25 protein-coding genes and 1 tRNA gene are annotated in these 26,839 nt (G+C 51.6%); 21 read left to right on the forward strand and 5 right to left on the reverse strand.

Annotated elements, in window-relative coordinates:
- Positions 1–5 precede the first annotated feature (5 nt).
- Positions 6–1,466, reverse strand: coding sequence for a beta-Ala-His dipeptidase (gene pepD, locus ACJ8OK_RS22335; RefSeq protein WP_033634091.1), 1,461 nt, complete (start codon positions 1,464–1,466; stop codon positions 6–8).
- A 339-nt stretch (positions 1,467–1,805) separates the two neighbouring features.
- Here pepD and gpt point away from each other — a divergent pair, with 339 nt between their 5' ends.
- The 5 genes from gpt to proA all read left to right on the forward strand — a co-directional run bounded on the left by gpt (position 1,806) and on the right by proA (position 6,760).
- On the forward strand, positions 1,806–2,264 hold the full coding sequence (gene gpt, locus ACJ8OK_RS22340; protein WP_004930253.1) for a xanthine phosphoribosyltransferase: 459 nt from the start codon (positions 1,806–1,808) through the stop codon (positions 2,262–2,264).
- Positions 2,265–2,567: 303 nt separating this feature from the next.
- Positions 2,568–3,815 (forward strand): esterase FrsA, encoded by a 1,248-nt coding sequence (frsA, locus tag ACJ8OK_RS22345; protein ID WP_103687000.1) that lies wholly within the window; start codon positions 2,568–2,570, stop codon positions 3,813–3,815.
- 60 nt (positions 3,816–3,875) lie between these two features.
- Entirely contained in the window at positions 3,876–4,277 is a 402-nt protein-coding gene (gene crl, locus ACJ8OK_RS22350) for a sigma factor-binding protein Crl (RefSeq protein ID WP_004930258.1), read from the forward strand.
- A gap of 116 nt (positions 4,278–4,393) precedes the next feature.
- Positions 4,394–5,497, forward strand: coding sequence for a glutamate 5-kinase (gene proB, locus ACJ8OK_RS22355; protein ID WP_015376738.1), 1,104 nt, complete (start codon positions 4,394–4,396; stop codon positions 5,495–5,497).
- 9 nt (positions 5,498–5,506) lie between these two features.
- The gene (proA, locus tag ACJ8OK_RS22360) at positions 5,507–6,760 is read left to right on the forward strand and encodes a glutamate-5-semialdehyde dehydrogenase (RefSeq protein ID WP_015376739.1); all 1,254 of its coding nucleotides are present in this window, start codon (positions 5,507–5,509) and stop codon (positions 6,758–6,760) included.
- Positions 6,761–6,870: 110 nt separating this feature from the next.
- On the opposite strand, the gene ACJ8OK_RS22365 is transcribed toward proA, so the two are convergent.
- Complete coding sequence (locus ACJ8OK_RS22365; protein WP_033634088.1) at positions 6,871–7,119, reverse strand: helix-turn-helix domain-containing protein; 249 nt, start codon at positions 7,117–7,119, stop codon at positions 6,871–6,873.
- Positions 7,120–7,223: 104 nt separating this feature from the next.
- Here ACJ8OK_RS22365 and ACJ8OK_RS22370 point away from each other — a divergent pair, with 104 nt between their 5' ends.
- From ACJ8OK_RS22370 to herA, 5 genes are all read left to right on the forward strand, one after another.
- Positions 7,224–7,448 carry a helix-turn-helix domain-containing protein gene (locus ACJ8OK_RS22370; protein ID WP_082997678.1) on the forward strand — a complete coding sequence of 75 codons (225 nt, stop codon included), beginning with the start codon at positions 7,224–7,226 and terminating at the stop codon, positions 7,446–7,448.
- 162 nt (positions 7,449–7,610) lie between these two features.
- A tRNA-Thr gene (locus ACJ8OK_RS22375) sits at positions 7,611–7,686 on the forward strand.
- A gap of 164 nt (positions 7,687–7,850) precedes the next feature.
- Positions 7,851–9,023, forward strand: coding sequence for a tyrosine-type recombinase/integrase (locus ACJ8OK_RS22380; protein WP_151429050.1), 1,173 nt, complete (start codon positions 7,851–7,853; stop codon positions 9,021–9,023).
- Between the two features lie 2 nt (positions 9,024–9,025).
- On the forward strand, positions 9,026–10,285 hold the full coding sequence (locus tag ACJ8OK_RS22385) for a DUF4297 family anti-phage-associated protein (RefSeq protein ID WP_407573219.1): 1,260 nt from the start codon (positions 9,026–9,028) through the stop codon (positions 10,283–10,285).
- Positions 10,282–12,072 carry an anti-phage-associated helicase HerA gene (gene herA / locus ACJ8OK_RS22390; protein ID WP_151429048.1) on the forward strand — a complete coding sequence of 597 codons (1,791 nt, stop codon included), beginning with the start codon at positions 10,282–10,284 and terminating at the stop codon, positions 12,070–12,072. The genes ACJ8OK_RS22385 and herA overlap by 4 nt, the downstream gene beginning before the upstream one ends.
- Before the next feature lie 451 nt (positions 12,073–12,523).
- Here herA and ACJ8OK_RS22395 read toward each other — a convergent pair whose 3' ends face one another.
- Together ACJ8OK_RS22395 and ACJ8OK_RS22400 are read right to left on the reverse strand one after the other, a co-directional pair.
- Positions 12,524–12,778 (reverse strand): ogr/Delta-like zinc finger family protein, encoded by a 255-nt coding sequence (locus ACJ8OK_RS22395; protein WP_151429046.1) that lies wholly within the window; start codon positions 12,776–12,778, stop codon positions 12,524–12,526.
- On the reverse strand, positions 12,775–13,563 hold the full coding sequence (locus ACJ8OK_RS22400; RefSeq protein WP_407573220.1) for an NAD-dependent aldehyde dehydrogenase: 789 nt from the start codon (positions 13,561–13,563) through the stop codon (positions 12,775–12,777). Before ACJ8OK_RS22400 ends, ACJ8OK_RS22395 begins: the two co-directional genes overlap by 4 nt.
- 467 nt (positions 13,564–14,030) lie before the next feature.
- Here ACJ8OK_RS22400 and ACJ8OK_RS22405 point away from each other — a divergent pair, with 467 nt between their 5' ends.
- The 6 genes from ACJ8OK_RS22405 to ACJ8OK_RS22430 are packed head-to-tail and all read left to right on the forward strand — an operon-like array spanning position 14,031 to position 18,026.
- Positions 14,031–14,294 (forward strand): helix-turn-helix transcriptional regulator, encoded by a 264-nt coding sequence (locus ACJ8OK_RS22405; RefSeq protein WP_151429045.1) that lies wholly within the window; start codon positions 14,031–14,033, stop codon positions 14,292–14,294.
- Positions 14,291–14,536, forward strand: coding sequence for a hypothetical protein (locus ACJ8OK_RS22410; protein WP_033638862.1), 246 nt, complete (start codon positions 14,291–14,293; stop codon positions 14,534–14,536). Before ACJ8OK_RS22405 ends, ACJ8OK_RS22410 begins: the two co-directional genes overlap by 4 nt.
- A gap of 5 nt (positions 14,537–14,541) precedes the next feature.
- On the forward strand, positions 14,542–15,090 hold the full coding sequence (locus ACJ8OK_RS22415) for a host cell division inhibitor Icd-like protein (RefSeq protein WP_407573221.1): 549 nt from the start codon (positions 14,542–14,544) through the stop codon (positions 15,088–15,090).
- Positions 15,087–15,350 carry a hypothetical protein gene (locus ACJ8OK_RS22420; RefSeq protein WP_147881529.1) on the forward strand — a complete coding sequence of 88 codons (264 nt, stop codon included), beginning with the start codon at positions 15,087–15,089 and terminating at the stop codon, positions 15,348–15,350. The genes ACJ8OK_RS22415 and ACJ8OK_RS22420 overlap by 4 nt, the downstream gene beginning before the upstream one ends.
- On the forward strand, positions 15,347–15,682 hold the full coding sequence (locus ACJ8OK_RS22425) for a DUF5375 family protein (RefSeq protein ID WP_016928971.1): 336 nt from the start codon (positions 15,347–15,349) through the stop codon (positions 15,680–15,682). The genes ACJ8OK_RS22420 and ACJ8OK_RS22425 overlap by 4 nt, the downstream gene beginning before the upstream one ends.
- 10 nt (positions 15,683–15,692) lie before the next feature.
- The gene (locus tag ACJ8OK_RS22430; RefSeq protein ID WP_407573222.1) at positions 15,693–18,026 is read left to right on the forward strand and encodes a primase-helicase zinc-binding domain-containing protein; all 2,334 of its coding nucleotides are present in this window, start codon (positions 15,693–15,695) and stop codon (positions 18,024–18,026) included.
- Positions 18,027–18,721: 695 nt separating this feature from the next.
- On the opposite strand, the gene ACJ8OK_RS22435 is transcribed toward ACJ8OK_RS22430, so the two are convergent.
- Positions 18,722–19,192: a helix-turn-helix domain-containing protein gene (locus tag ACJ8OK_RS22435; protein ID WP_021504994.1), complete on the reverse strand. Its 471-nt coding sequence runs from the start codon at positions 19,190–19,192 to the stop codon at positions 18,722–18,724.
- A 308-nt stretch (positions 19,193–19,500) separates the two neighbouring features.
- Here ACJ8OK_RS22435 and ACJ8OK_RS22440 point away from each other — a divergent pair, with 308 nt between their 5' ends.
- From ACJ8OK_RS22440 to ACJ8OK_RS22460, 5 genes are all read left to right on the forward strand, one after another.
- Positions 19,501–20,196: a response regulator transcription factor gene (locus ACJ8OK_RS22440; protein ID WP_021504993.1), complete on the forward strand. Its 696-nt coding sequence runs from the start codon at positions 19,501–19,503 to the stop codon at positions 20,194–20,196.
- Positions 20,193–21,377 (forward strand): ATP-binding protein, encoded by a 1,185-nt coding sequence (locus ACJ8OK_RS22445; protein ID WP_031300176.1) that lies wholly within the window; start codon positions 20,193–20,195, stop codon positions 21,375–21,377. Before ACJ8OK_RS22440 ends, ACJ8OK_RS22445 begins: the two co-directional genes overlap by 4 nt.
- Before the next feature lie 79 nt (positions 21,378–21,456).
- Positions 21,457–22,578, forward strand: coding sequence for an efflux RND transporter periplasmic adaptor subunit (locus ACJ8OK_RS22450; RefSeq protein WP_015376753.1), 1,122 nt, complete (start codon positions 21,457–21,459; stop codon positions 22,576–22,578).
- Positions 22,578–25,631, forward strand: coding sequence for an efflux RND transporter permease subunit (locus tag ACJ8OK_RS22455; RefSeq protein ID WP_015376754.1), 3,054 nt, complete (start codon positions 22,578–22,580; stop codon positions 25,629–25,631). Before ACJ8OK_RS22450 ends, ACJ8OK_RS22455 begins: the two co-directional genes overlap by 1 nt.
- A gap of 52 nt (positions 25,632–25,683) precedes the next feature.
- Complete coding sequence (locus ACJ8OK_RS22460; protein WP_015376755.1) at positions 25,684–26,325, forward strand: MarC family NAAT transporter; 642 nt, start codon at positions 25,684–25,686, stop codon at positions 26,323–26,325.
- Positions 26,326–26,839 lie beyond the last annotated feature (514 nt).

The raw sequence follows: 26,839 nt of genomic DNA on the forward strand, positions 1-26,839 counted from the left end.
GCAGATTACGCGCGCTCAGGGATCGCTTTCAGCAGCGAGGTCAGCAGCTTCCAGTACAGACCGACGCTTTCGATATGCACCTGCTCATCCGGCGAGTGCGGGCCGGTGATGGTTGGCCCGATCGATACCATGTCCATGTTTGGATACGGCTTTTTGAACAGACCGCATTCCAGGCCGGCGTGGATCACCATGATGTTCGGCGTCTTGTTGAACAGATCCTGATACAGCTCGCGCACCAGGTGCATCACCGGCGAGTCAGCGTCCGGCTGCCAGCCCGGGTAGCCGCCCTTCGGCGCCACCTTGGCGCCGGCCAGCTGGCCCAGTGCGGTCAGCATCTCGACCACGTAATCTTTGCCGCTGTCGATCAGAGAGCGGATCAGGCAGATGATTTCCGCTTCGTTTTCGCTGGTGGTGACCACGCCGACGTTCAGCGAGGTTTCCACTACGCCTTTGACCGCGTCGCTCATGCGGATCACGCCGTTCGGCGTGCCGTTCAGCAGCGCCAGGAAGCGTTGCTGGCTGTCGGCGCTCAGTGCCTGCGAAGCGCTGGTGGCCGGCTCCAGCAGCACGGTGATGTTCTTCTCTTTGGCGGAGAGTTCGTTCTGCAGCACCGCCAGGAACTCCTGGCTCAGCGCTTTCAGCGCGTCGGCTTTTTCCGCCGGCACCGCAACCACCGCGGAGGCTTCACGCGGAATGGCGTTGCGCAGGGTGCCCCCGTTCAGATCCAGCACGCGCAGGTTCAGCGCCGCCGCATGGGCGAACAGGAAGCGCGCCAGCAGTTTGTTGGCGTTGCCCAGCCCGACGTGGATCTCGGCACCGGAGTGGCCGCCTTTCAGGCCCTTGAGGGTCAGCTTCAGGGTTTGATAACCGGCCGGCACCGCTTCGCGCTGCAGCGGCAGGGTGGTGATGAAGTCGATACCGCCGGCGCAACCCATGTAGATTTCGCCTTCTTCTTCGGAATCGGTATTGATCAGGATGTCTGCCTGCAGCCAGTTTGGCTGCAGCCCGAAGGCGCCGTCCATGCCGGCTTCTTCGGTCATGGTCAGCAGCACTTCCAGCGGGCCGTGCTCAACGCTGTCGTCGGCCAGCACCGCCAGGGCGGAGGCCATGCCGATGCCGTTGTCGGCACCCAGCGTGGTGCCGCGCGCTTTCACCCACTCGCCGGCGATATAAGGCTGGATCGGATCCTTGGCGAAGTCGTGCACGGTGTCGTTATTCTTTTGCGGCACCATGTCCAGGTGCGCCTGCAGCGCCACCGGCTTGCGGTTTTCCATGCCTTTGGTGGCCGGTTTGCGCAGCAGGATATTGCCGACCTGATCGCGCTCGGCGTGCAGGTTCTTCTCTTTGGCCCAGGTGAGGATGTGCTGCGCCAGCGCTTCTTCATGATAAGAAGGGTGCGGGATAGAACAGATCTTGGCGAAAATATCCCACAGCGGCTGTGGCGAAAGCTGAGACAATTCAGACACTATAAGTCTCCTGTGACGGCAGGCTCCGACAGGACGGGCGTGCCGCGCGGTTGAGGTGAGCGGGTATCTGTGCGTCGTGGCACGATCGTTAGAGAATATCACTTTATTTCCGGCGGCGCGCGCCCCGTATTGTGCGGTTTAAGCGCTTGATCACACGGCTTCGCGGCGGGAACGTTCGCTTTTTCAGCATCAATCACCGAAAAGCCGCGCGGCGGAAATCGCGAGGTTTTCCTCGGTACAGCTGGAATTCAACGCGGCCAGTCTCTATAATCTCGCGCAACCTTTTTTCCCCTGAACTATAAAGTAAGCCGCTTCACCAGCCGGCTGGGACACGATTCTATGAGCGAAAAATACGTTGTTACCTGGGATATGCTGCAAATACATGCACGCAAGCTGGCGCACCGCCTGCTGCCTGCCGACAAATGGACCGGCATCATTGCCGTAAGCCGCGGCGGCCTGGTGCCGGCGGGCCTGCTGGCGCGCGAACTGGGCATTCGCTATGTGGATACCGTCTGCATTTCCAGCTACGACCATGACAACCAGCGCGAAATGAAAGTGCTCAAGCGCGCCGAAGGCGACGGTGAAGGCTTCATCGTAGTGGACGATCTGGTGGATACCGGCGGCACCGCAAAAGCGATCCGCGACATGTACCCGAAAGCGCATTTCGTCACCATCTTCGCCAAGCCGGCGGGCCGTCCGCTGGTGGACGACTATGTGATCGACATCCCGCAGGATACCTGGATCGAACAGCCGTGGGACATGGGCGTCAGCTTCGTTCCCCCTATCGGCGGCCGCTAAGCCCAGCCAGTTCCAAGTCAACGCCCGGTTATGCCGGGCGTTTGTTTAAGGATAAACGTGATGGCGTTGTCAGGCTTACCGAAGACAAGATATAAAAAATAAGGAAAATCAATTTATTGATTTTCGGCCGTTGACCACAAAGGAGGAAAAACCACGCTTTTTCCTCCTTTGTCAGCCGCCTGACGCCCGGTTATGCCGGGCGTTTGCGTTATCTTGGTTTCTCCCGCCAGAGTTAGGTACACTACCTCCAGTTAAGTAGGCCTGTTGCGGCCTATCGCCAGATTTACGGAGGCTGTTGTTACCATGGCACAGGCCAACCTTTCTGAAATTCTTTTCAAGCCCAAATTCAAACACCCTGAAACCTCGACGCTAGTGCTGCGCGCGCGCAACAAAGTGAGCGCCGCCATGCATTCCGCATTGGAAGGCGACACCACCGGCAGCTGGTACCGCATGCTGAACCCGCTGCTGTGGGCCTGGCGCGGCGTCAGCCCGATCGAAATCCACGAAGTGCTGGCGCGCATCGCCGCCTCCGACGCCGAGCGCAGCAACCCGCAGCGGCTGGATACCGTGGTGGGCTACCGCAACGGCAACTGGATCTACGAGTGGATCCATCAGGGCATGCAGTGGCAACAGCGGGCGACGGAGCAGCAGGATCCGCTGCTCGGCGGCGAATACTGGCTGAAGGCCGCGAGCCTGTACAGCATCGCCGGCTACCCGCACCTGAAGGGCGACGAACTGGCCGAACAGGCGGAGATGCTGGCTAACCGCGCGTACGAAGAGGCGGCGCTGCTGCTGCCGTATCAGCTGAAAGAGCTGGAGTTTCGCATCGAAGGCGGCGGCAGCGTCACCGGGTTCCTGCACATGCCGGAGAAGGGCGAAGCGCCGTTCCCGACGGTGCTGATGTGCGGCAGCCTCGATACGCTGCAGACCGACTATCATCGCCTGTTCCGCGACTACCTGGCGCCGCACGGCATCGCCATGCTGACGCTCGACATGCCGTCGATCGGTTCTTCCTGCAAATGGAAGCTGACGCAGGACTCCAGCTACCTGCACCAGCAGGTGTTGATCCAGCTGGCCTCGGTGCCGTGGGTGGATCATCAACGGGTGAGCGCCTTCGGCTTCCGCTTCGGCGCCAACGTGGCGGTGCGATTGGCCTACCTGGAGCCGCAGCGGCTGCGCGGCGTAGCCTGCCTGGGGCCGGTGGTGCATCGCCTGCTGTGCGACAGCAGCACCCAGTTGAACGTACCGGATATGTATATGGACGTGCTGGCCAGCCGCATGGGCATGGCTAACGCCTCGGACAACGTGCTGAAGGTGGAGCTGAACAGTTACTCGCTGAAAATGCAGGGGCTGCTGGGGCGCCGCTGCCCGACGCCGATGATCTCCGGCTACTGGGAGCGCGATACGCTCAGCCCGAAAGAGGAGTCGCAGCTGATCGTCACCTCCTCGGTGAGCGGCAAGCTGATCGCTATCCCGCGCACCCCGGTCTACGACAGCTTCCACCGGGCGTTGCTGCAGATGTCCGGTTGGCTGAGGGACAAAATGCGTTAATTAGTTGCTAAATTTTAACAGTTTGTTAAAAAGAGTGGTCTACATTGAGGAGGTGAGAGAATGACGTTACCGAGTGGTCACCCTAAAAGCCGACTAATGAAACGTTTTGCCAGCTTGGGGCCGTACCTGCGTGAAGGGCAATGTGAAAACGACCGTTTTTTCTTTGATTGTTTGGCCGTCTGCGTCAATGTAAAGCCCGCTCCGGAGAAGCGCGAGTTCTGGGGCTGGTGGATGGAGCTGCAGGCGGAAGAGGCGCGCTTCACCTATTCGTACCAATTCGGCCTGTTCGATAAGGAAGGCGACTGGACGGCGCAAAACATTAAGGATGATGAAGTGAACGCCAAGCTGGAAGACACCCTGCGCGACTTCCATCGCCGCCTGGGCGAGCTGCTGGCGACCATGGAGCTGGGGCTGGAACCCGCCGACGATTTCAAAGAAAAACTGATCAAACTCTCCGCCTGACCCCGTTTGACCACGTATTGTGCTGATTTCGCGTTGTGCCTGTTGGCATAACGCGTCTCTCCTGTTACAAAGACCTTTGCACTCTTCTTCTCATCATTACACACGGCAGAAATACTATGAACGGCAGCCAGACATTGGTTGTGAAATTGGGCACCAGCGTGTTGACCGGCGGATCGCTGCGTCTGAACCGAGCCCACATCGTCGAATTGGTGCGCCAGTGCGCGCAGCAACACGCCGCGGGCCACCGCATCGTCATCGTCACCTCCGGCGCCATCGCCGCCGGGCGCGAACACCTGGGCTACCCCGAGCTGCCCGCCACCATCGCCTCCAAGCAGCTGCTGGCGGCGGTGGGGCAGAGCCGGCTGATCCAGCTGTGGGAACAGCTGTTCTCCATTTACGGCATCCACGTCGGGCAGATGCTGCTGACGCGCGCCGATCTGGAAGACCGCGAGCGCTTCCTTAACGCGCGCGACACCATGACGGCGCTGCTGGACAACCGCATCGTGCCGGTAATCAATGAGAACGACGCCGTCGCCACCGCCGAAATCAAAGTGGGCGACAACGATAACTTGTCGGCGCTGGCGGCCATTCTGGCCGGGGCCGACAAACTGCTGCTGCTGACCGATCAGCAGGGCCTCTACACCGCCGATCCGCGCAACAACCCGCAGGCCGAACTGATCCGTGAAGTGCACGGCATCGACGACGCGCTGCGCGCCATCGCCGGCGACAGCGTCTCCGGTCTGGGCACCGGCGGCATGGGCACCAAGCTGCAGGCGGCCGACGTGGCCTGCCGCGCCGGCATCGACGTGGTGATCGCCGCGGGCAGCAAGCCGGGCGTGGTGGCGGACGTGATCGAAGGCAAACCGGTGGGCACCCGTTTCCACGCGCTGGAAACCCCGCTGGAAAACCGCAAGCGCTGGATCTTCGGCGCGCCGCCGGCCGGTGAGATCACCGTCGACGACGGCGCGGTGGAAGCGATGATGGCGCGCGGCAGCTCGCTGCTGCCGAAAGGCATCCGCGAAGTGAAGGGCGACTTCTCGCGCGGCGAAGTGATCCGCATCCGCAACCTGGCGGGGCGCGATCTGGCGCATGGCGTCAGCCGCTACAACAGCGATGCGATGCGCATGATCGCCGGGCACCACTCGCAGGAAATCAGCGAAATCCTCGGTTATGAATACGGTCCGGTGGCAGTGCACCGCGACGATATGATTGTCAGTTAAGGAGTGAGCATGCTGGAGCAGATGGGGAAGGCCGCCAAGCAGGCCTCCTGGCAGCTGGCGGTGCTGAGCACGGCGAAGAAGAATCAGGTGCTGTCGGTAATGGCCGACAGGCTGGAAGCCAACAGCGAAGCGATCCTGCTGGCGAACGAACAAGACATGGCGCAGGCGCGCGCCACCGGCATGAGCGAAGCGCTGCTCGATCGCCTGCTGTTGACCCCGGCGCGGCTGGCGGCGATCGCCAACGACGTGCGCCAGGTGTGCCGCCTGAACGATCCGGTCGGCCACGTGCTGGACGGCAACCTGCTGGACAGCGGGCTGAAGCTGGAGCGCCGGCGGGTGCCGCTCGGCGTGATCGGCGTGATTTACGAGGCGCGGCCGAACGTCACCATCGATGTCGCCAGCCTGTGCCTGAAAACCGGTAATGCGGTGATCCTGCGCGGCGGTAAAGAGACGCACAACACCAACCAGGCGACGGTGAAAGTGATCCAGCAGGCGCTGGAACAGTGCGGCCTGCCGGCTGCGGCGGTGCAGGCGATCGACAGCCCGGATCGCGCGCTGGTGAACGAACTGCTGCGCCTGGACCGCTATGTCGACATGCTGATCCCGCGCGGCGGCGCCGGCCTGCACAAGCTGTGCCGCGAGCAATCGACCATCCCGGTGATCACCGGCGGCATCGGTGTGTGCCACACCTACGTGGATGCCGACGTCGATTTCGACAAGGCGCTGACGGTGATTGAAAACGCCAAGATCCAGCGCCCCAGCGCCTGTAACTCGCTGGAGACGCTGCTGGTGAACCGCAGCATCGCCGCCGAGTTCCTGCCGGCGCTGAGCGCCAAAATGGCGGCGGCGGGCGTGACGCTGCACGCGGCGGAAAACGCGCTGCCGCTGCTGCAGGGCGGCCCGGCGACGGTGGTGCCAGTGAACGCGGAAGATTACGACGACGAATGGCTGTCGCTGGATCTGAACGTGCTGCTGGTGGACGATATCGATCAGGCCATCGACCACATCCGCACCCACGGCACCAACCACTCCGACGCGATCCTCACCCGCTCGCTGAGCAGCGCCGAGCATTTCGTGCGCGCGGTGGACTCCTCGGCGGTGTACGTCAACGCCAGCACCCGCTTCACCGACGGCGGCCAATTCGGCCTGGGCGCGGAAGTGGCGGTGAGCACCCAGAAACTGCACGCCCGCGGCCCGATGGGCCTGGACGCGCTGACCACCTACAAGTGGATCGGCTACGGCGACGATCTGGTGCGCAGCTAAGGCCGGATTGCGGTCATAAAGAGGTCAGGGCGCAGCGTGCTGCGCCCTGATTGTTTTTGGGGAAGAGAACTTAAGCTGAGAATCCGTTTATCTGAGAAGCGGGCTCCCCTTTATCTCAGCTTTCTAGCGTTACGTCCAATGCGTTCCATAATTGGCCCGGTATTTACATCCAGTAACCGTGCGATCAAGGCAAATTCCACGACATCCAATTTCCTTTCGCCATTTTCAACCTTAGCGATAAAGGATTGTGGGCGGCCAAGTGCTTCGGCTAACTTGACCTGAGTGATGCCTTTTTCTATACGAGCGTCTCGAAGTATTTTTATAACCAATTGATATTCTGCTGAATAAACTGAGGTCATGACGTTTTCCGCGAGTGATATCCCAAAATCGAATATCTGCGATTGTCGTAATTATCCCAAAACGGGATAATTACGAGGCAAGGTAATCAGGAGGATTAAACATGATGGATAAACAAGATTGGCATCCGGCGGACGTCATCGCCGCTTTGAAGAAGAAGGGCACGACTTTGGCTGCTGTTTCCAGAAAAGCCGGATTGGCATCTTCTACGTTAGGCAATGCTTTGGCTCGACATTGGCCAAAAGGGGAGAGGCTGATCGCTGAAGCATTGGAGTTGGCGCCGGCGGAAATATGGCCTTCAAGATATGGCGGTATGAAGCGCCTTGAGTGAATGACGGGAGCTGCACGAGCCGCGTTGATGCTCGTGTGGTACGACCTTCAAATCGCCACTGATGATAAAACAACCAAACGCCCCGGCGGCTATTGACTCATTTCGTGCACAGGTCTACCTTGTTCAACGCACTTCCGGCTTGCCCCGCAGGCCCGGCTCGATGCCGATATAGCTCAGTTGGTAGAGCAGCGCATTCGTAATGCGAAGGTCGTAGGTTCGACTCCTATTATCGGCACCACTCCCTCTTCCTGTAACGTCCGTATTAATCCATAACAACTCTGTTTTATAAAGGTATTTTAGCTTTTTTAATCCGTATTAGTCCGTACTGTTCCGGTGGAATCCGGCATCTAATATGTATAGGATTGCGTATATGTTCCTGTTCGGTCTTGGATTCCTATACACATGCCTTTAAACGATATGCAGATTCGCCGCGCTAAACCTGAAGCTAAAGCCTATACACTTGGAGATGGGCAAGGGCTGTCATTGCTTATAGAACCTAATGGAAGCAAGAGCTGGCGCTTCCGCTATCGCTATGGCGGTAAACCCAAAATGATCTCCCTTGGTGTTTATCCAATTGTCACATTAGCAGATGCTCGTTCTCGCCGTGATGAAGCTCGAAAACTTGTGGCAGAAGGAAAGAATCCTAGTGAGGTTCGAAAAGAGCAAAAGCTAGCTCTGCAAACAGAGTCAGAGAACGCTTTCGAAAAGATAGCCAGAGAGTGGCACCAGCTTAAGTCTGCCAAATGGTCGGCAGGATATGCCTCAGATATCATGGAAGCGTTTAAGAACGACATTTTTCCTTATGTGGGTACAAGACCAGTAGGAGAGATTAAACCGTTAGAGCTGTTGAACGTACTGCGTAAAATTGAAAAACGTGGGGCGCTAGAGAAAATGCGTAAAGTTCGGCAGCGTTGTGCTGAAGTTTTTCGTTATGCCATCGCTACGGGGAGAGCTGAGTTTAATCCTGCGGCAGATCTCTCAAGCGCCCTCGAAGTACATCAATCTAATCACTTCCCGTTCTTAAAAGCTGATGAGATACCTGATTTTCTGTGTGCTTTAGACGGTTACACAGGTAGTAGGCTTGTCCAGATTGCCACGAAATTATTGATGATCTCGGGCGTGAGAACCATCGAATTACGTGCAGCATTATGGTCAGAGTTTGATCTGGATAACGCTATTTGGGAAATTCCTGCTGAAAGGATGAAAATGCGCAGGCCCCATCTTGTGCCATTATCGACTCACGCGCTAAAGTTACTAAGTGAACTCAAGATGATGACAGGAAACTATCGTTATGTTTTTCCGGGGCGGAACGATCCGAACAAACCTATGAGTGAAGCGAGTATAAATCAGGTTATCAAGCGTATTGGATATGGTGGTAAAGTTACTGGGCATGGTTTTAGACATTCCTTATCTACTATTCTCCATGAAAGAGGATACGATTCGGCTTGGATTGAAATGCAGCTTGCTCATATTGATAAGAATAATATCAGAGGTACGTATAATCATGCTCAATACCTTGATAAACGCCGGGATATGATGCAGTGGTATTCAAATTACGTTTTGATTAAGGGATGATCATGGACAATCCACGCAGTGCTATACATGCAATCAAAGGTTATTTTTATCAATTTGATAAAACTATTCTTGAGTTATTACGCCGTTCCGATAATGATATGATTTTGATTGAGGGGGTTGAAGATATTGATCTTAAAACCGCCAATGACAATACGGCGATACAATGTAAATATTATGAGAGTACAGAATATAATTCATCTGTCATAGCAAAACCTATTCGCTTAATGTTAAAGGATTTCGCTGAGAGAACGTTTAATCAAAAGGAATCTTATAGGTACACATTGTATGGATACTATTCTAAAGGGCACGATAAACTGACTCTTCCATTGACGGTTGAATATCTAAAAGATAATTTTTTGATATATAATGAATATGAAAAAAAAGACAAAAACAAAGAAGGTGATAAAGAAAGAAAAAAGAAAACCATCGAAACTCATACTGAGTTAGGTCTTACCGATCAGCATTTATCAGATTTCATAAAATTATTGACTATTGATATCCATGCACCGTCTTATGATGAACAAATAAGTAAAGTATTTGAAGAGATTCAGAGTGTTTATTCATGCTCTATGTTTGAAGCGGAATTTTATTATTACAATAATGCAGTTTCACTTATAAAGAAATATGCCGCCCTGGAAGGAGAGGAGAATAGGAGGATTTATCCGATTGAATTTAAAAAACATATAGACACTAAGAGTGTCTTATTTGATATTTGGTTTTCTATATTTAAGTCAGAGGCTGTTTACTGTAGGGAGTTAAGAGATAAATATTTCCCTTCGGTAATGAATACCAATAATTTTGACCGTTTTTTTATTATTGAAGATAACGGTTATAAAATTAACGAAGTGATTGAGTTAATTGGTGTTATTTTAAAAAGATGGTCTGCCACTAAAATAAAAATAAAAAAAGAGGATAGATTTTGTCCATACTTTTACATTCATGGAATGTCTTCTTCAGATTTATTGGAATTGAAGCTGGCATTAAGAAGAGCTGGCTACCCTCCGATGGATGGACATGATTTTCAAGGTGCAAATTTTAATTGTGATTCATTAATGAGAGATGTTAATGATATTTCTTTTTATAAAGTTAGGTTTATAAATGACATTAAAGTAATTGACGAGGTATTAGCAAGGTCAACTAAAACAAAAGAAATTTATCAATTCTATGTAAATAAGCCTGTTTACAATTATGAAAGTAAACAAGATAAGGTTGTTAAAATACAAGTTAAATCATTAGATATGTGTAAAAGGATATTAAAATGACTAATGAAAAATCAAACAACGTTAACGCTGAGGTTATATCGGTTTATCCAAATAATATTAAGATACTTGTAACTGATCTTAATGATTTTAAAGATGGTCAAAATTTGAAAGTTGGCTCATATATCAAGGTGCCCTCTGACGATGGGACTATGATGCTCATAGGCATTATTGAAAACTTCTCAATTGAGGCTAAGGATACTGGAGAAAGAAAGTATCTTATACAAGCTAACCCATTGGGAATTATTAAAGATGGGAGGTTTGAGCGTGGTGGTGATTCAATAGCATTACCTCCAAAAGAGGCTGCGCCTGCAACATATGAAGATATTAGTAATATCTACAAAGATTCTGTTGAAAAAAACAAGCATTTTGAGTTTTGCTCTCTTTCATATAACGAAGGTATAAGAATTCCCTTGGATGGGAATAAATTCTTTAACAAACATATTTCTATAATAGGATCAACAGGTTCTGGAAAGTCGCATACTGTTTCAAAAGTAATACAAACGGCAATTAATGGGAAGAGTGGTGATTTTAATTTAAATAACTCTCATGTGATTATTTTTGATATTCATTCAGAGTATCGTTCAGCCTTTCCTGATGCTAACTTTTTAGATGTCAACAACCTTTGTTTACCATATTGGTTGCTAAACAGTGAAGAACTAGAGGAAATTCTATTAGATACTGGAGAAAGGGATAATTACAATCAGTCTGCAGTATTTAGAATGCTGGTAACAGCAAACAAGAAAAAGCACAATAAGTCATTATCAAAAGTTTTTTATGATAGCCCTGTTTTCTTTAATATAGATGAAATTGAAAATGCTTTAAAAAACCTGAGAGATGAAACAAAAAACTCAAAGGCAAATGATAGGTATATGATTGTTGGCGAGTCTGGTGCGGCAGACGAAAAGGGAGATAGTTCAACAACCCAAGATTGCGGCTGCAAGCTTGATGATAAAGAACGTATTGAAAAGTATTTCGAGAAGAAATTCAGTTTTTACAATTCTAAAAATTCGAATGTAACAAAAGGATTTTACGCTGATGGAACGCTAGATAAATTCATTTCAAGATTTTCAGAAAAAATAAATCAAGATAGGCTATCTTTTCTTTTTTCTGAGAAATCTAGGAGCCAGCAGTTTGAAGATGTTATAAAGAATTTACTAGGAGCAAAAGGAGAACCGGGAGGCAATAAAAATGTAACAATCCTAGATCTTAGTGGTATACCATTCGAAGTGTTGAGTATTACGGTTTCCTTGATATCAAGACTTGTTTTTGAGTATGGTTATGTATATAAAAAGCTGAAGGAGTCTAAGGGGGAAGACACTGACTTTCCTATTCTTCTGGTTTATGAAGAGGCGCATAAATATGTTCCGAATAGCGACCTTGCGAGATATCGTTCTTCAAAGAAATCAATCGAGCGTATCGCTAAGGAAGGGCGAAAATATGGAGTTACATTACTTTTAGCTAGTCAAAGGCCATCCGAGATATCTGAGACTATCTTCTCTCAGTGCAATAATTTTATTGCCATGAGATTAACAAACCCTGTAGATCAAAATTATGTTAAGAGATTACTACCAGATACACTAGGATCCATTATTGATACTTTGCCATCCCTTAAAGCAGGTGAGGCCTTAGTAATAGGGGAGTCGATTGTTCTACCTTCTATAGTATCGATTGATCTGTGTCCTGAAGATAGGCAGCCATCTTCAAACGATATTCGATACTGGGAAGTCTGGAAAGAGCAATGGCATGACGCAGATTTTTCAGGTGTTAAAGATCATTGGCTTAAATAATCGCTTTAGATGTTGGTTAGATTCAGATTTTCTAAATGTACTTTGTGGATTGCCGCCTCCGGGCGGCTTCTCCCTCGTCTTGGCACCTCAGAAGCTCTCGATACTTGCAGAGGTTACTTCACCACCCTCTGGCATTATCATAAACCTGCACAGCGCAGAAAAGCCCTCAGGCCGCGAAAATAAATACGCTCATTACTGTTGGCGCGCAATACTTCCCCCGCCTCGCCTGCGCGCTTTATGTATCGCTTTTCATGCAGTTGCATGAACGGCCGCAGGCCGCGCCAGTACTAGTGCGGCAGGGGATGAAAAGTGCATTTTCTTGCATGCAAAATCATGCACCCTATGCATGCACACGCAATTTGAGGCTGGCTAGCCAGGAAAAAGGCTTTTTTGGGCGAGGCGGAAGGGGAATGCCCCGCGATGCTGTCAAGAGCGGCGGGGCGGAGTGTGATTAGTGCAGGGGATGATTGCTGTTGTAGCGGCGATAGCGGTTCAACGTCCGTTTCTCCGGTGGTTGCAAGGTGTTCTCATCGACCGGTTGCGCCTGTATCGGCTGGCACAGGATTTTATCGACGCTTTCCACCGTCTTGAATGTGCAAGAACAGGTCAGACTCTGACATTGGTAATACGCCTCTTTTGTCCGTTCCGTGATATAGCGACTGGTGCGAGTATAGGACGCATGGGTACACAGCGGGCAGCGCATCATGATTGAGCCCCTTTCTCTTGCAGCAGACGGCGTTTTTCCGCCAGTTCTCTTGACACTTGCGTCCGGCGAATTGGGCTGCTTTGCAGTTCCGGCAATACGCCCGTTTCTTGCGGTATCGTCAGGCCAATCTCATTAAGCACCGGGTGGTCGATATTTTGCGTAGCCATGGTAGCGCGAATGCGGCCTTGTAGCGTGCCCAGTACCTGTTGCTCAATCATTCTCATCGGATTGTCCGCATAGACGCCGTAAGCCCGTGAGGCCAGTGCGCACGCCTTGATAACGTCAGGGCTGATAAGCGCCTTGCTCAGTGCATCCACGGCCTGACGCATCGCGTGAGCTGCAAAGGTCGTGAGGGCGTCTTTGTGCGCGTCCACCACCTTCGGGGCCGTGCCGCCGCAGTTGGGGTGAAGCTGCATTTTGTCCAGCTCCATCTCCTCAATCAGGCCGTCGAACTCTTTCGCCAGCTCCCGCTTGGAAATCCGACTGTGGTGTTGCGCTTGCAGTTCCGGCGTCATTTCTCCGCGCAGTTTGCGAAACAGGGTGCGCCACTGGCTTTCTGCCTCCTGGCTCTGCACTTCGGTGTCTTTCTTCTGTTGGTGGCAGCGGGCAATGCCTGTCACGACGTCGGTCAATGCCTGGTAGTTTTTGTCGTGGGCGGCGCGAGCGTCACGCAGGGCTTGCAGTGTATCGGTGATGTATTTCGGTAAGGCGGTGGTGCTCACGGTCATGTCTCCGGTGTCAGTCAATGTGAAGCTATTCTGCTGACCGCCGTACAACATCGCCATTCATCCCGGTTGGACTATCCCCAGGACAACAGCCTTGGGCGCTGATGAGAAAACCATCAAGCCGTTTTTAGTTTTACCTAAAACTATTCACTACTGTTCACCTAAATAAAAAATATAGATAAATCAGTAAATAATAGGGTGAACACTTCTCGCTAAACTCTTCACCCGGTGTTCATCACTATTCACCCAGTCCAAAACAGCCTTTTCCCTGGCTAGCGGTGGTTAGTCTGTTTATACCTATTTATTAGCAATGAATTCATTGTTGAAAACTATGGGGTAATGTTGAGGAAGGGTGAGGAGTAGTGAGGATTGCTGAGCTATTATAATTTGTTGTTTTTATAACCATTTCTTGACGAGCCACACAACAACACCTTGTTGCCACCCCGGTAAATATTCACATAATAGGGCGCTACCGAAGTTCACACAGTCCCGGCCAGCGTTGGCCGGACACCAAGAGGTAGCGTTTTATGTTGACCGTTTCCACCCCCGCCCCATCCACTCTGTCGCCGGTGCTTCCTGGCGGTTACACCCCGCGCGAGCGCTTTATTCGCCTGCCGGAAGTGCTCTACACCACCGGCCTGTCCCGCTCCACCGTGTACGAGATGATGAGCCGTCGGCAGTTCCCGGCCCAGGTCTCCCTCGGCGGTAAAAACGTCGCCTGGCTGGCCTCCGAGGTCGAGCAGTGGATGGATGAACGCATCGCCAACCGTCACCAGGGGGCCGCCGCATGATGCAGTTAACCTTTGGTCGCCAGCATTTCACCCTCGATGAGCGCGACGCGCTGTTTGTGGCGGAAGCTATCCTGTTGCAGCGTAAAGAGCCTGGCGTCGTCTTGCCGGAGCACCGCAGCGAAAAACACGGCGTTATCCGTCTGGCGAGTCGCCAAGCCGAGCCGCGCCTGTTCCGAGCCGGGCCGGTGCCGCTGACCTGCGCGGCGGCCGATACCCGCAACGACCAACTGACCGACTGTTGATCACTATGCGATCGATTGAACGTCCGGGGGCGTCTTACGGCTTGCCCCCACGTCCGGCCCTGCGCTATAGTCCTCCCGCTGCCGCAAAATCGGCAGCCGGGCGTAGGAACCCGTGTTTAATCTTGGCGACAAATGAACACGCGCCACGCGTGTTTTTTTATGTCACAGCCTTAGTGCGCTCATTTTTTGCGCGGTGGATGTTATGCTACCGCAGCAGTCAATCAATGGTGGCTCAGGCGGGGCAGCCTTCGGGCTGGCCGGTTTCCAAGGTTGCCGGTATTCCTACCCCCGTCTGGGCTACCACCATTGAGTGTAGGAACTCCGGTGGTAGCGGTAATTCGCTAACCTTGGAGGCTGCCGTTATGGCTACGACCCTCACCCCGACTCACCCTACATTCTGCTTTTTGTTTGCGGCCGTGCGCCGTTCTGCGTTGACTGCCGCCCCGCGTATCGTGCGCACCGTGGCGGATTCTGAGCACAACGCTCGCCGCCTGCTGGCCCGTGATTATGTGTTGTCCTTTGCCGGTCGTCTGCCGGTTAAGGCGGCAGCATGAACACCCTGGCCGACCGCTACTACCGCGATACTCATTACCCTATTCCGCATGCCGATTTTCTGCGTCTCCAGCATGCGCACGCCACCGGCGTGCTGTTCCTCGACCTGCTGGATACGCTTGACCTCAGCGGGCAACGCCCTGATGCCGTGCAACAGGCGTCGTTTGCCTCGGTCATTGCCCTGCTGACTGACCAGCTCGGCCACGTCGTCAACACCTGTGAAACCCAAATCCTTGCCCGCATGGAGGCCACCGCCGCATGAACACCGCATCCTGTTTACCGATTGAAGTCCGCACCGCCGTTTTCCGCCGCGCCGTGGCGCAGGCCTATCTGGACACCTGCGCCTTTTACCGGGTGAGCCTGGGTTACACGCTGGACGAGCTGCAGATGACGATTGCCCTGCGCCTGGAGGGACATTTTGTGCGGCAGTACGGCGCAGAGGATGGCATGGACATGGCGTGCACCATGTTGAGTGACATGGTGCAGCCGGACGTTCTGGTGGCTGCGCCGCGCCTGACCGCGCTGGGACAAAAGATGATGGACGAACTGTGCTGCGAGCGCCTGTCGGCGGCACAGCACGCTACCGTACACTGAGGAGAAGAGCATGAGCGCCCAGTTCGTTTCCCAGACCGTACGCACCGCCACCGGCCACTGGCCGGTGATACTCCCGGCCCTCGGCATTGCCTTGCAGCCGAACGGCAAGCCGCAGCCGTGTCCAACCTGCGGCGGCAAAGACCGATTCCGCTTCGACAACCAGGATGGGCGCGGCACCTGGTTCTGCAATCAGTGCGGGGCCGGTGACGGCCTCAACCTGGTGGAAAAAGCCCTGTCGCTGTCAGCAAAGGCCGCCGCCGAACAGGTGGCTGCCGTGATGGGGAATAGCGCCAACGCTCTGCCACCGGCCGCTGAGACTGGTCATTCAACGAAAGATAAGGCCGAGTCTCAGCGCAAGGCCGCGCGACAGGCACAGGCTTTAGTGGCTGCCGCGCAACCTCAGACCGGCAATGCCTACCTGAGCGCCAAAGGCTTGCCGGAGGTGGACACCCTGACCTTGCAGGGCCAGCCGCTGCGCGTTGGCGGTATCACCTTCCAGCCCGGCGACCTGCTGCTGCCGCTGCATAATGCCGGGGGAGAAGTGGTTAACGTGCAGCTGATTAACGCCAACGGGGACAAACGCATGCTGGCAGGCGGGCAGGTGAAAGCCGCCTGCCACACTCTGAGCGGCCCGGACAATGCGGTTATCTGGCTCACCGAAGGCTACGCCACCGGCCTCACCGTGCACCGCTTGACCGGTGAAACGGTGTGCGTGGCGCTCAGCGCCAACAACCTGGCGGCCGTGGCAGAGCAGCTGCGCAGCCACTACCCGGACGCGCGGCTACTGCTGGCGGCTGATAATGACCGCTGCGGCACCGGGCAGACCCGCGCCGCCGAGGCGGCCACACTCACCGGCGGTATCCCGGCACTGCCGCCCTCGGAAGGCGACTGGAACGACGTTTATGGCCGGGAAGGGGCCGAGGCCACGCGCGCACAGTTCCAGGCGTTCAGCCAGCCGTCGCAGCCCAGCCCCTTCGACACGCTGAGTGATGCCGATTTGAAAGCCATGAGCGCCAGCGAGAAGGCCGAACTGCTGGCCGAGCACTACGGCAACACCCTGGCGGTGCCACCGGTGGGGGAAGAGCTGTGCCGCTATACCCGCGGCGCCTGGCAGGTGCTGCCACATCGGCAACTGAGCCGGGAGATTGCCGCGCTGTTCCAGAAGGTACGCGCGCCGTTCTCCGCCGCCGGTATCAACAGCATTTTGGATACCCTCAAGCTGATGGTGCCGCAGATGGGCGAGCCTGCCCGCCGGTTGATTGGCTTTCGTAACGGGGTGTTTGATACCGTCAGCGGCCAGTTCAGCGCTCACCGGCAAGAGCACTGGCTGCGCACCGTCAACAGCGTGGACTACACCCCGCCGCGTGCCGGTGAGAACCTGGCCGACCATGCACCGCACTTCTGGCAGTGGCTGACGCGGGCCGCCGGGGGCAATCACGACAAGCAGGAACGTATTCTGGCGGCACTCTTTATGGTGCTGGCTAACCGCTACGACTGGCAGCTGTTCCTCGAAGTGACTGGCCCGGGCGGCAGCGGCAAGAGCCTAATGGCAGCCATCGCCCGGCTGTTGGCAGGTAGTGATAACACCACCTCCGCCACCATCGATAACCTGGAGTCGGCGCGCGAGCGGGCCAGCGTGGTCGGTTACTCGCTGATTATTCTGCCCGACCAGGAGAAGTGGAGCGGTGACGGGGCGGGTATCAAGGCCATCACCGGCGGCGATGCGGTCGCCATCGACCCGAAATACCGCGACGCCTACGCGGCGCACATTCCGGCGGTGATTTTGGCGGTGAACAACAACCCGATGCAGTTCAGCGACCGCAGCGGCGGCATCTCGCGCCGCCGCGTTATTTTGCCGTTCCCGGAAGCTATCGCCCCCGAAGAGCGCGACCCGTTGCTATTGGCGAAGATCACCGAAGAGCTGGCCGTGATTGTGCGTCACCTGATGCAACGCTTCGCCAACCCGAATGACGCGCGTGCACTGCTCCAGGCGCAGCAGAGTTCGGCGGAAGCCCTGGAAATCAAACGGCATGCCGATCCGCTGGTTGATTTTTGCGGTTACCTGACGGTGCTGGGCACCCCGGAAGGCATGATGATCGGCAATGCCAACATTACCCCGCCGAACCCGCGCCGCTACCTATATCACGCCTACCTGTCGTTTATGGCCGCTAGAGGTTATCAGCACGTGATGAACCTGACGGCGTTCGGCCAGGCGGTGCCGCAGACACTGAAAGAGTACGAACACACGTTGCTGAAACGCCGTACCAAGCAGGGAATACAGACCAACTTGAAATTGAGTGACGAGTGCGAAGCGGACTGGCTGCCGAAATGCTGTGCTGTGTGACGATGAGCGGGTCGATCGGCCGGGCCGATCAATAGGCCATTATTGATCTGCCGAACCCATTGGACGCTCAATCGCCGCGCCGCCTATAGTGGCAGTGACCCAAACACACGCAGCAACACCAGGGCATCCTATCGGCCGCGGAACGGTCAATATCATAACGACAAGCGCTCACCAAACCGGCTCAGGCCGGTTTTTTTGTTCCTACGGTTCAGACGGTTCACTCTGCAGGTGAACAGGGGGGCATCGAGAAGGTAGCTATACATCCATCAATGCATTGAAACATAAAGATAAAAATATGTATTGGAAGAACGGTTTTCCTCTAACCCTTCTAAAACCTAGTAAAATCATGATGCATTTAAGTGAGTAGAAGCCAAAGTCGGAACTGAGCGAATATGAGTGTGTATGACTGCTTTTTCGCTGGGAATCTACGCACGTACGAGTCAACGATGAAGATACGTTGTATCGAGTTAGAGATGGGCTTGTGATATAAAACTGTGGCTAAACGCCTCCTTCTTCTCTTCCTCTTCGACTTACGGCAAGCGATACAAAAACAGAGGCGATTGTATAATTCAAGAAAGCTTTTTCGTTGGCGCATAAAAGATATCGGTTGACTGAGCGGATTACCAGTAAACAGGTATCATGAATCAAAAGGAATAATTGGAGATTTGATCTTTTTACCATAAGTATGTTGCTGACTAATCATCCCCTACAATTCTTAATTGCTGGTAATCTGCTGTGCTCTTATTAACTTGTTGATTTAATTTTATATTCTCCCTGAACCTTACAAGCACCGTCTCCGCTGATATCCAAATATCTTCACGTGGCTTATTCATTTTGCGAAACATCGTAGGGGAAACACCATAGTGACATTTAAATACTCGGCAGAAGGCCTGTTGTTCTTGGTAGCCGTATTCAAGTGCAATATCTATGATTTTTCTATCTGTAGATAAAATAACTTTCGCCGCTTCTGTCATTTTTCTTGCTCTGATATAAGATTTCATCGATATCCCGGCTAAAGAGCAAAATTTACGTTGCACATACCATCTGGAATATCCAGTTTTATCAATAAGGTTGATGATATTTACAGGCTTTTTAATGTACGTCTCCAATAAATTAATGACACTATGAATAAATATTTTAGATTGTTCCATTTTGCTTATATCCATTGCACTGACTCCTTATGTCTCTACCTATTGACGCGATCTAAATCTCGATTATTGCTTAATTCTGTCAAGATGATATCAATTTTTTCTTTTTTATTTCACACCAATGATATGGCTCATCTAACTTTTTGAAATTTAATGCTATTATTTTTTTCTGTTGCACTTATCTTTGAGTGAAGTCATCCTAACTTTATTTTTAATGCACCAATATGTACTATCTCTGTTTTTTGTTTAATTTTTAAATAAAAAAGTGCTAAGCTTTATTATATCGATTTTTACTTGATTGGCGTGACTGAATAGCAGGTTAGTATATGGAAGAAAAAAGAATTTTAATCATTGAGGACGATATGCATGTTGCAGAGGTCCTGGAGGCTTATCTAAAAAGAGAGTGCTTTACCGTTGCCAAAGTAGGTGATGGTGTTAAGGGGCTCGAGATGGCTTTCTCTTGGCAACCTGACTTGATCTTATTGGATGTCATGCTGCCAGGAATAAGTGGTAATGAAATACTGGCACGTGTGCGCAGAAAGAGCGATGTGCCGGTCATCATGGTGACTGCAATCGGTGAAATACAAGATAAGATTTCCTCGTTGAGGCATGGAGTAGACGATTATATAGTGAAACCTTACAATCCGGGAGAGGTAGTTGCTCGGGTTCATGCGGTGCTGAGAAGAGCGAGCACATTGAATATAAAATCCGACCTCATTATTTGTGGTCCGGTACAACTTGATGAAGAGGCGAAATTAGTTCACGTCTGCCCCGCAGAAAATATTAAAATTGCAGTGGAGCTTACACCGACTGAATTTTTATTATTATCTGTTTTGATGCGTGCGCCTAAAAGAGCATTTTCTCGACAAACATTGTTGAATATGTGTTTGCCTGAGAGTGATGCATTTGAACGGGTTGTCGATACGCATATTTATAATTTGCGCAAGAAGCTCAATTCGGTAGGGGTGAACGACGTTCTACTAACCGTTAGAGCGACGGGATATAGGTATTGGAATAAATGAACAAAGGAAACAAGAGAGCCTCACTTTGGAAGTGGATCTGTGTGAGAGTTATTTCTCAATCTATCGGCGTGGTTGTTATTATCGCACTCTGTATGTGGCTGCGGTATGCCATTTATAGTGCATGGGTTTTATATCATGAAATGCCGGCAGATGTCCGAAAGGAGTTCCTGCGATTGCTTGATAACCCTAATGAAGATTTATATAGATTTTACAGCCTTTTTCACTATTGGTATGGCATTGATTTTGCTAATCCTTCGATCACTTCGGGGGATTGGATCATGTTGGGTATTCTGGTTGTTGTCGCTATTCCTCTAATGGTCCTACTGGGGCTTTATATGTCACGGCCGTTGGCAAAGCAATTTTCATATCTGGTAACAGCTGCGAGAAAAGTCGCCGAGGGGGACTTCTCTGTGCAAGCAAAATTAGAAGAGAAAGCACCGGAAGAACTTCTGACTCTAACTCACGATTTCAATGAGATGACCAAAAAGCTTACTTACTATGAAGGGGAGCTTCGCGCTTCTCATATTGCCATGGCACATGAATTACGTTCACCATTAACAGCTTCAATCGTGCGGCTTCAGGGAATTATGGATGGTGTTTTTGAGCCGGATAAGCATCAATTGAATTTGGTCATGCAGCCATTGAAAAGCCTTAATCGACTTATTGACGATCTTCAAATGTTGTCGTTGTCACAAGCCGGGGCGTTATCACTAGAGAAATATAATGTGAATCTGTGTGATTTAATTCAGGAGCGTTTGCAATGGCTAAAGGCTGAGGTCTCTCAGGAGGATTTTATTATTGAATTTGAAAGTACTGACTCCGTATTTGTTTATGCCGACCCGTTCCGAATTGGGCAAGTTATTACGATTCTCATAAAAAATGCATTGCGCTATGCTCATTCCGGCAAAAAACTGACAATCACCATAAATCATTCTAATGATGAGGTTGTCGTCGGTTTTCGCGATTATGGACCGGGCGTCAATGAAGCGTTTTTACCATTGATGTTCGAACGTTTTTCGCGGGAAGAAAGTTCGCGATCTAGAAATCTAGGCGGGAGTGGGCTTGGTCTTTCCATCGCTATGGCGATAAGCCGGGAGCACGATGGCAGTCTCAGTGCTCAGAATCATCCTGACGGTGGGATGCTATTTCTACTAATTCTTCCAATGAAAATAGAGTCTTGATGATTTGTTGAAAAAGCGTGGACTAAATCTACACATAAAAAAGGTTTAATTCTTCGACAGACTATCAGGAGAATGTCTTATGTCAGTAGGTTTGTTCAGGTTAATAAGTGCGGTCAAGGGCGTATTCCTATTTCAATACTGGAAACTTTTCATTATTCCCCTATTTGTGTTATTGGCGGGGTGTGATGATAAAGCAAAGACAGAGGAGGTGCCTACACGCTCCGTACGAACGCTTGTCGTCGATAACCCGGTTGGTGGAGTTTTGATAAAGCACACCGGAGAAATTCGTCCTCATGAAGAATCTCAGCTCTCGTTTCGTATTGATGGTCGGATCCTAAGCCGGCCGGTCGATGTGGGAGATAAATTAAAGGCGGGACAAACGATCGCGACTTTGGAGCCTAGAAATAACGAGAATCAAGTGCGTAGTGCGCAAGCAGAGCTGGCTGGAGCTGTTTCTGCAGAACGCTTGGCTGCTCTTAATTTCAAAAGGTTACAATCATTGATCAAAACCGGCGCTATCGCGCAGGCTCAGGTTGATGAGGCTAAGGTCAATCTTGAAGTCGCTGCGGCAAAACGCGTCTCTGCTCAATCGAATTTGAAAATCGCTCAGGAGCAATTGGGTTACACCCGTCTAGTTGCGCCGTCGGATGGCGTAGTGACTTCGGTTAACCTGAACCCTGGCCAAACTGTCAGTGCAGGGCAGGGGGTCGTTACGCTCTCACTCAATGAGGGTGTGGATGCCGTATTTGACGTTCCAGAAGCTATTTTGTACAGCGATCTTCCCGATAATAAAGTCAAGATTGCGCTGCTTTCCGATCCTTCCGTCGTGACTGAGGGTGTGATCAGAGATGTGAATCCACAGGCGGATAAGCAGACGCGAACCTGGCGAGTGAGAGTCTCGCTAGCACACCCGCCGGAGAAAATGGCTTTGGGATCGACGGTGCAGGGAAGTATCGTTATTCCGGGGCAAGCAGCGTTTGTTTTGCCGGCATCTGCGATGACCCGTGATGGCGCGGATCCTGCCGTTCTAATTGTTCAACCGGATACATCAACCTTGGCGTTGCGCAAAGTTAACGTTATTCGTTATAGCTCCGAGGATGTGTTTATTTCTGATGGGCTCAAACCTGGCGACAAGGTTGTGATCGCTGGTGTGAGCAAGTTACGGCCTGGCGAGAAAGTAAGTTTGGAGGATAAATTCTGATGAATGCCTCTGAACCCAAGAAGTTTAACCTGTCTGCCTGGGCGCTTGCCAATCAGCAACTTGTTGCCTTTTTTATGTTGGTTATCACCATTGCCGGGGTGATGAGCTATTACAACTTGCCGCGCAACGAGGATCCGGCGTTTACCATTAAAACGGCGGTGGTTTCCGCGAGTTGGCCTGGGGCCTCCGTGGAAGATACCGTCAATTTTGTGACTGATCCGTTGGAGAAAAAACTTCAGGAAGTTCCTTATCTTGATTATTTGGAGAGTTATAGCCGGCCTGGCGAGTCGGTTATCTTTATCTATCTGCGTGATAATACTCCGCCTGAGAAAGTGAAGGAACTGTGGTATACGGTCAGGAAAAAAATAAAGGACGTTTCCCCTCAGCTTCCTGCTGGCGTCACTTCACCTGCTGTCAACGATGAATTTGATGATACCTACGGGACCATCTATGGCTTTACGCGTGAAGGATTCAGCGAGCGTGAACTGCGCGATCTGGTGGACAAAGTTCGCACGAACGTCTTAACGCTGCCGGATGTTGGGAAGGTGAACCTGCTGGGCGTAAAAGAAGAGCAGGTCATCTTATCATTCTCACCGCAGAAAATAGCGGGTATGGGGCTGACGCTTGACCAAATCAAGAACGCCATCAGCGCGCAAAATGCCGTGACTCCGGCGGGAGAAATAAGAACCGACAAAGACAAAGTTATGTTGAGGGTCAGTGGTGCTTTCGCATCGGAAGAAAGCCTCAAACAGCTGACACTGCATATTCAGGATAGATTCGTTCCTCTGACGGATATTGCGACCATCTCTCGCGAGGCGGTCGATCCGCCGACGCCGGCCTTCAGGGTTAATGGGGAGTCGGCGATTGGTTTGGCCATTTCCATGGCCCCGACCGGCAATATGCTGGATTTCGGTAAAGCGCTTAACGAAAAGATGGATGATATATCCAGCCGCTTGCCTGCAGGTATCAACGTGCTGAAAGTGGCCGATCAATCGACGGTGGTGCATGACGCGGTAGGGAGCTTTATGAAAGTGCTCCTTGAGGCGGTCGTCATTGTGCTGGCTGTTTCTTTCCTATCACTAGGCACCCGTGCCGGGTTAGTGGTCGCAGCATCCATTCCGCTGGTGCTGGCCATGACATTTATCGGTATGGAAATTGCCGGCATCGGTATACAGCGTATTTCCCTCGGTGCATTAATTATTGCGCTGGGGTTGCTGGTCGATGATGCCATGATCACTGTAGAGATCATGATGTCGCGCCTGGAAAAAGGAGACCCTGTCAAAAAGGCGGCGACAAAAGCTTGGACGACGACGGCTTTCCCGATGCTGACCGGCACATTGGTCATGATTGCCGGTTTTATCCCGGTCGGTTTCGCAACGTCGAGTGCGGGGGAGTACTGTTATTCTCTGTTCATGGTGGTGCTGATTTCACTCATCAACTCCTGGATTGTTGCCGTACTTTTTTCACCGCTGATAGGCGTGTGGCTTTTACCTAAGGTGATGAAGGAACACACCCACGGTAAAGGTAAAGTCATGCAAAAGTACGAAAGTGCATTGCGATATATCCTTAAGCGCCGAGGGATGACCGGCATCGTGGCGGTTCTGTTACTGGCCATTGCTTTTATCGGATCCTCGCACATGGAAGAGGAGTTCTTTCCCGCTTCTGACAGGCCGGAGCTACTCGTCAGTCTGACTCTGCCGAGAAATGCCGTGCAGGAAGATACGGCGAGGGAAGCCATTCGCTTGGAGGAAATCCTCAAGAAGGATCCCGATATTGATCATTTTACGACGTATGTTGGATCGGGTGCCGTGCGGTTTTATTTGCCAATGGACCTGTTGCTTGATAACGAAAATATCGCTCAATTGGTTGTGGTCACCAAGGGACTTGAAGAGCGTGACGCCGTGAAGGCCAGGCTTGAAAAAATTCTGCAAAAAGATTTCGGCCATCTTGTTACGCGTGCGTCGCCGTTGGAGCTGGGTCCCCCGGTAGGTTGGCCATTGAAATATCGCGTTTCCGGCCCGGATCTGACCAAAATCCGTGAGATATCCATGGAGTTGGCGGGGAAATTGGGTGACAACCCGCAGACAAGAGAGGTCAACCTTACTGCGGGAGAACCGCAACGAGAACTCTATATAACGCTTAATCAGACGGAAGCGAGGGCCTTGGGATTAAGCTCTCAGGATGTTGCAAGTGCTCTTGCTGAAATGTATTCGGGGTCCGCTGTAACGACGATCAGAGACAGAAATCGCCAGGTTAACGTTGTGCTGCGAGCTTCAGAAAATACGCGGCGAGACATTGAAACCGTCGCGGACTTGCAATTAACGACGGCTGATGGACGCGTTGTGCCGTTGAAACAGATTGCAACTATAGGCTATACGTTGGCTGAACCTATTCAGTGGAGGCGGCAACGAGAGCCTTTCATTACGGTACAAACGGATATTGCGCCAGGGTTGAATGCGTCCGGTGTGTCTAAAGATTTGGCGCCTGTTGTCGATGAATTACGCAAAAGTTTGCCACCGGGATACCATATTACCGAGGGCGGAAGCGTCGTTGAAGCTATGAAAGGCAACCGTTCAGTGTTCGCCGTTCTACCAGTGACCTTATTGGTGATGCTCATCTTGCTCATGGTGCAGTTGCGTAGTTTCTCACGCATGATGTTGGCGCTGTTGATTGCCCCCTTCGGTTTGATTGGCGTTGTTGCTGCTATGTTACCCACCGGAACGCCAATGGGGTTTGTCGCGATTCTTGGCGTGATTGCGTTGGCGGGGATGATTATCCGCAATGCCGTGATCCTTATTGAAGAAGTGGAAATAAACAGAGCACAAGGCGCAGATAATACTGAAGCGATTGTCGAGGCGGCACTGCATCGTTCCAGACCGATACTCTTGACGGCTTGTGCAGCAATATTAGGGATGATACCTATCGCGCACCAAGTATTTTGGGGACCTATGGCCTATGCCATTATTGGTGGGTTATTAGTGGCCACTTTATTTACCCTGACGGTATTGCCAGCGGCCATCAGCGCCGTTCTGCAATGGGAAACGTCTCGATAGAACTTACCCCTCGGAGATAACTCCGGGGGAGTCTTAAAAAGGAGGTGGGCAGATGTTTGAGTTATTTAAACTTATTGGGTTAGGGTTGGTTTTGTTGCTGCCGCTAGTGAATCCATTGACCACTGTGGCTCTTTTTCTTGGACTGTCAGGCGACATGTCTGAACAAGAAAAAAAGAAGCAGTCAGCCATGGCGGCTTTTTATGTCTTTGTGATTATGATGGTTGCGTGGTATGCCGGTAAAGCTGTTATTAACACCTTTGGTATATCCATTCCGGGATTAAGAATTGCAGGTGGAATGATCGTTGCGTTTATCGGTTTTAACATGTTGTTTCCACAGGATGTTAATAAGTCTCAAGGCAGTGAGAAGGAAAAAACAAAAAATATAGCGTTTATCCCATTAGCAATGCCCAGTACGGCAGGTCCGGGTACTATTGCTATGTTGATCAGTGCCGCATCGACATTCAGCGCTGAAACATCGCATCTGGATTTGTGGGTCGCATATATCGCTCCTCCTCTGATTGCGATAGCCATTTCTTTGATTTTATGGGTGTCTCTTCGGGCGTCACTGGGTGTTATGAAGCTTGTAGGTACATCGGGAATCGATGCTATTTCCAGAGTCATGGGATTCCTGCTTGTTTGTATGGGGGTACAGTTTGTTATAAATGGAGTCGTTGAACTCGTCACAATGCAATAAACGCGATCGCTTCAGCGGCTGAGGTGCATGGTACTGCACATCTCAGAAGAGAATAATATCTGAAAACTTATGTCTATATCAGTTCTGAGAATGTACTTATATTCTTGGTTATCATGGCTGCCATAAAGATCATGAACAATGCCGTGAACTCAGGCGGTGATAACTGTCGACATGCTGCGATTATTTATCGAAAAGTTCCCACCTTGTTTGGGAACTTTTTTTTACTTTTTATTCTGCTCTGGTGCGTCGTCAACGGCTGTGGGTGTTATTATATCTGCCGGTTGAAAATATGCCGTATACTATTGTGGGGCTTGGTAAGATGGCATGCCGCGCTTATATACAGGCCCACTCCAGGCTCCGCCTGACATTCTGATGTTCTACTGCGGCATTCTCCGTTGATGAGATCGTCAGAGGGTTCAATCCAGTGGTGAAATTAGGGCTACTTAGTGCGCCAAGTGCAGAAGGCGGCATTGCGACTGCCGCCTTCTGCACCGACGCACTCTGATCTTTTGAT

The sequence above is a fragment of the Serratia sp. CY71090 genome (genome assembly GCF_052166845.1).
In the GTDB taxonomy this organism is placed as follows: Bacteria; Pseudomonadota; Gammaproteobacteria; order Enterobacterales; family Enterobacteriaceae; genus Serratia; species Serratia nematodiphila.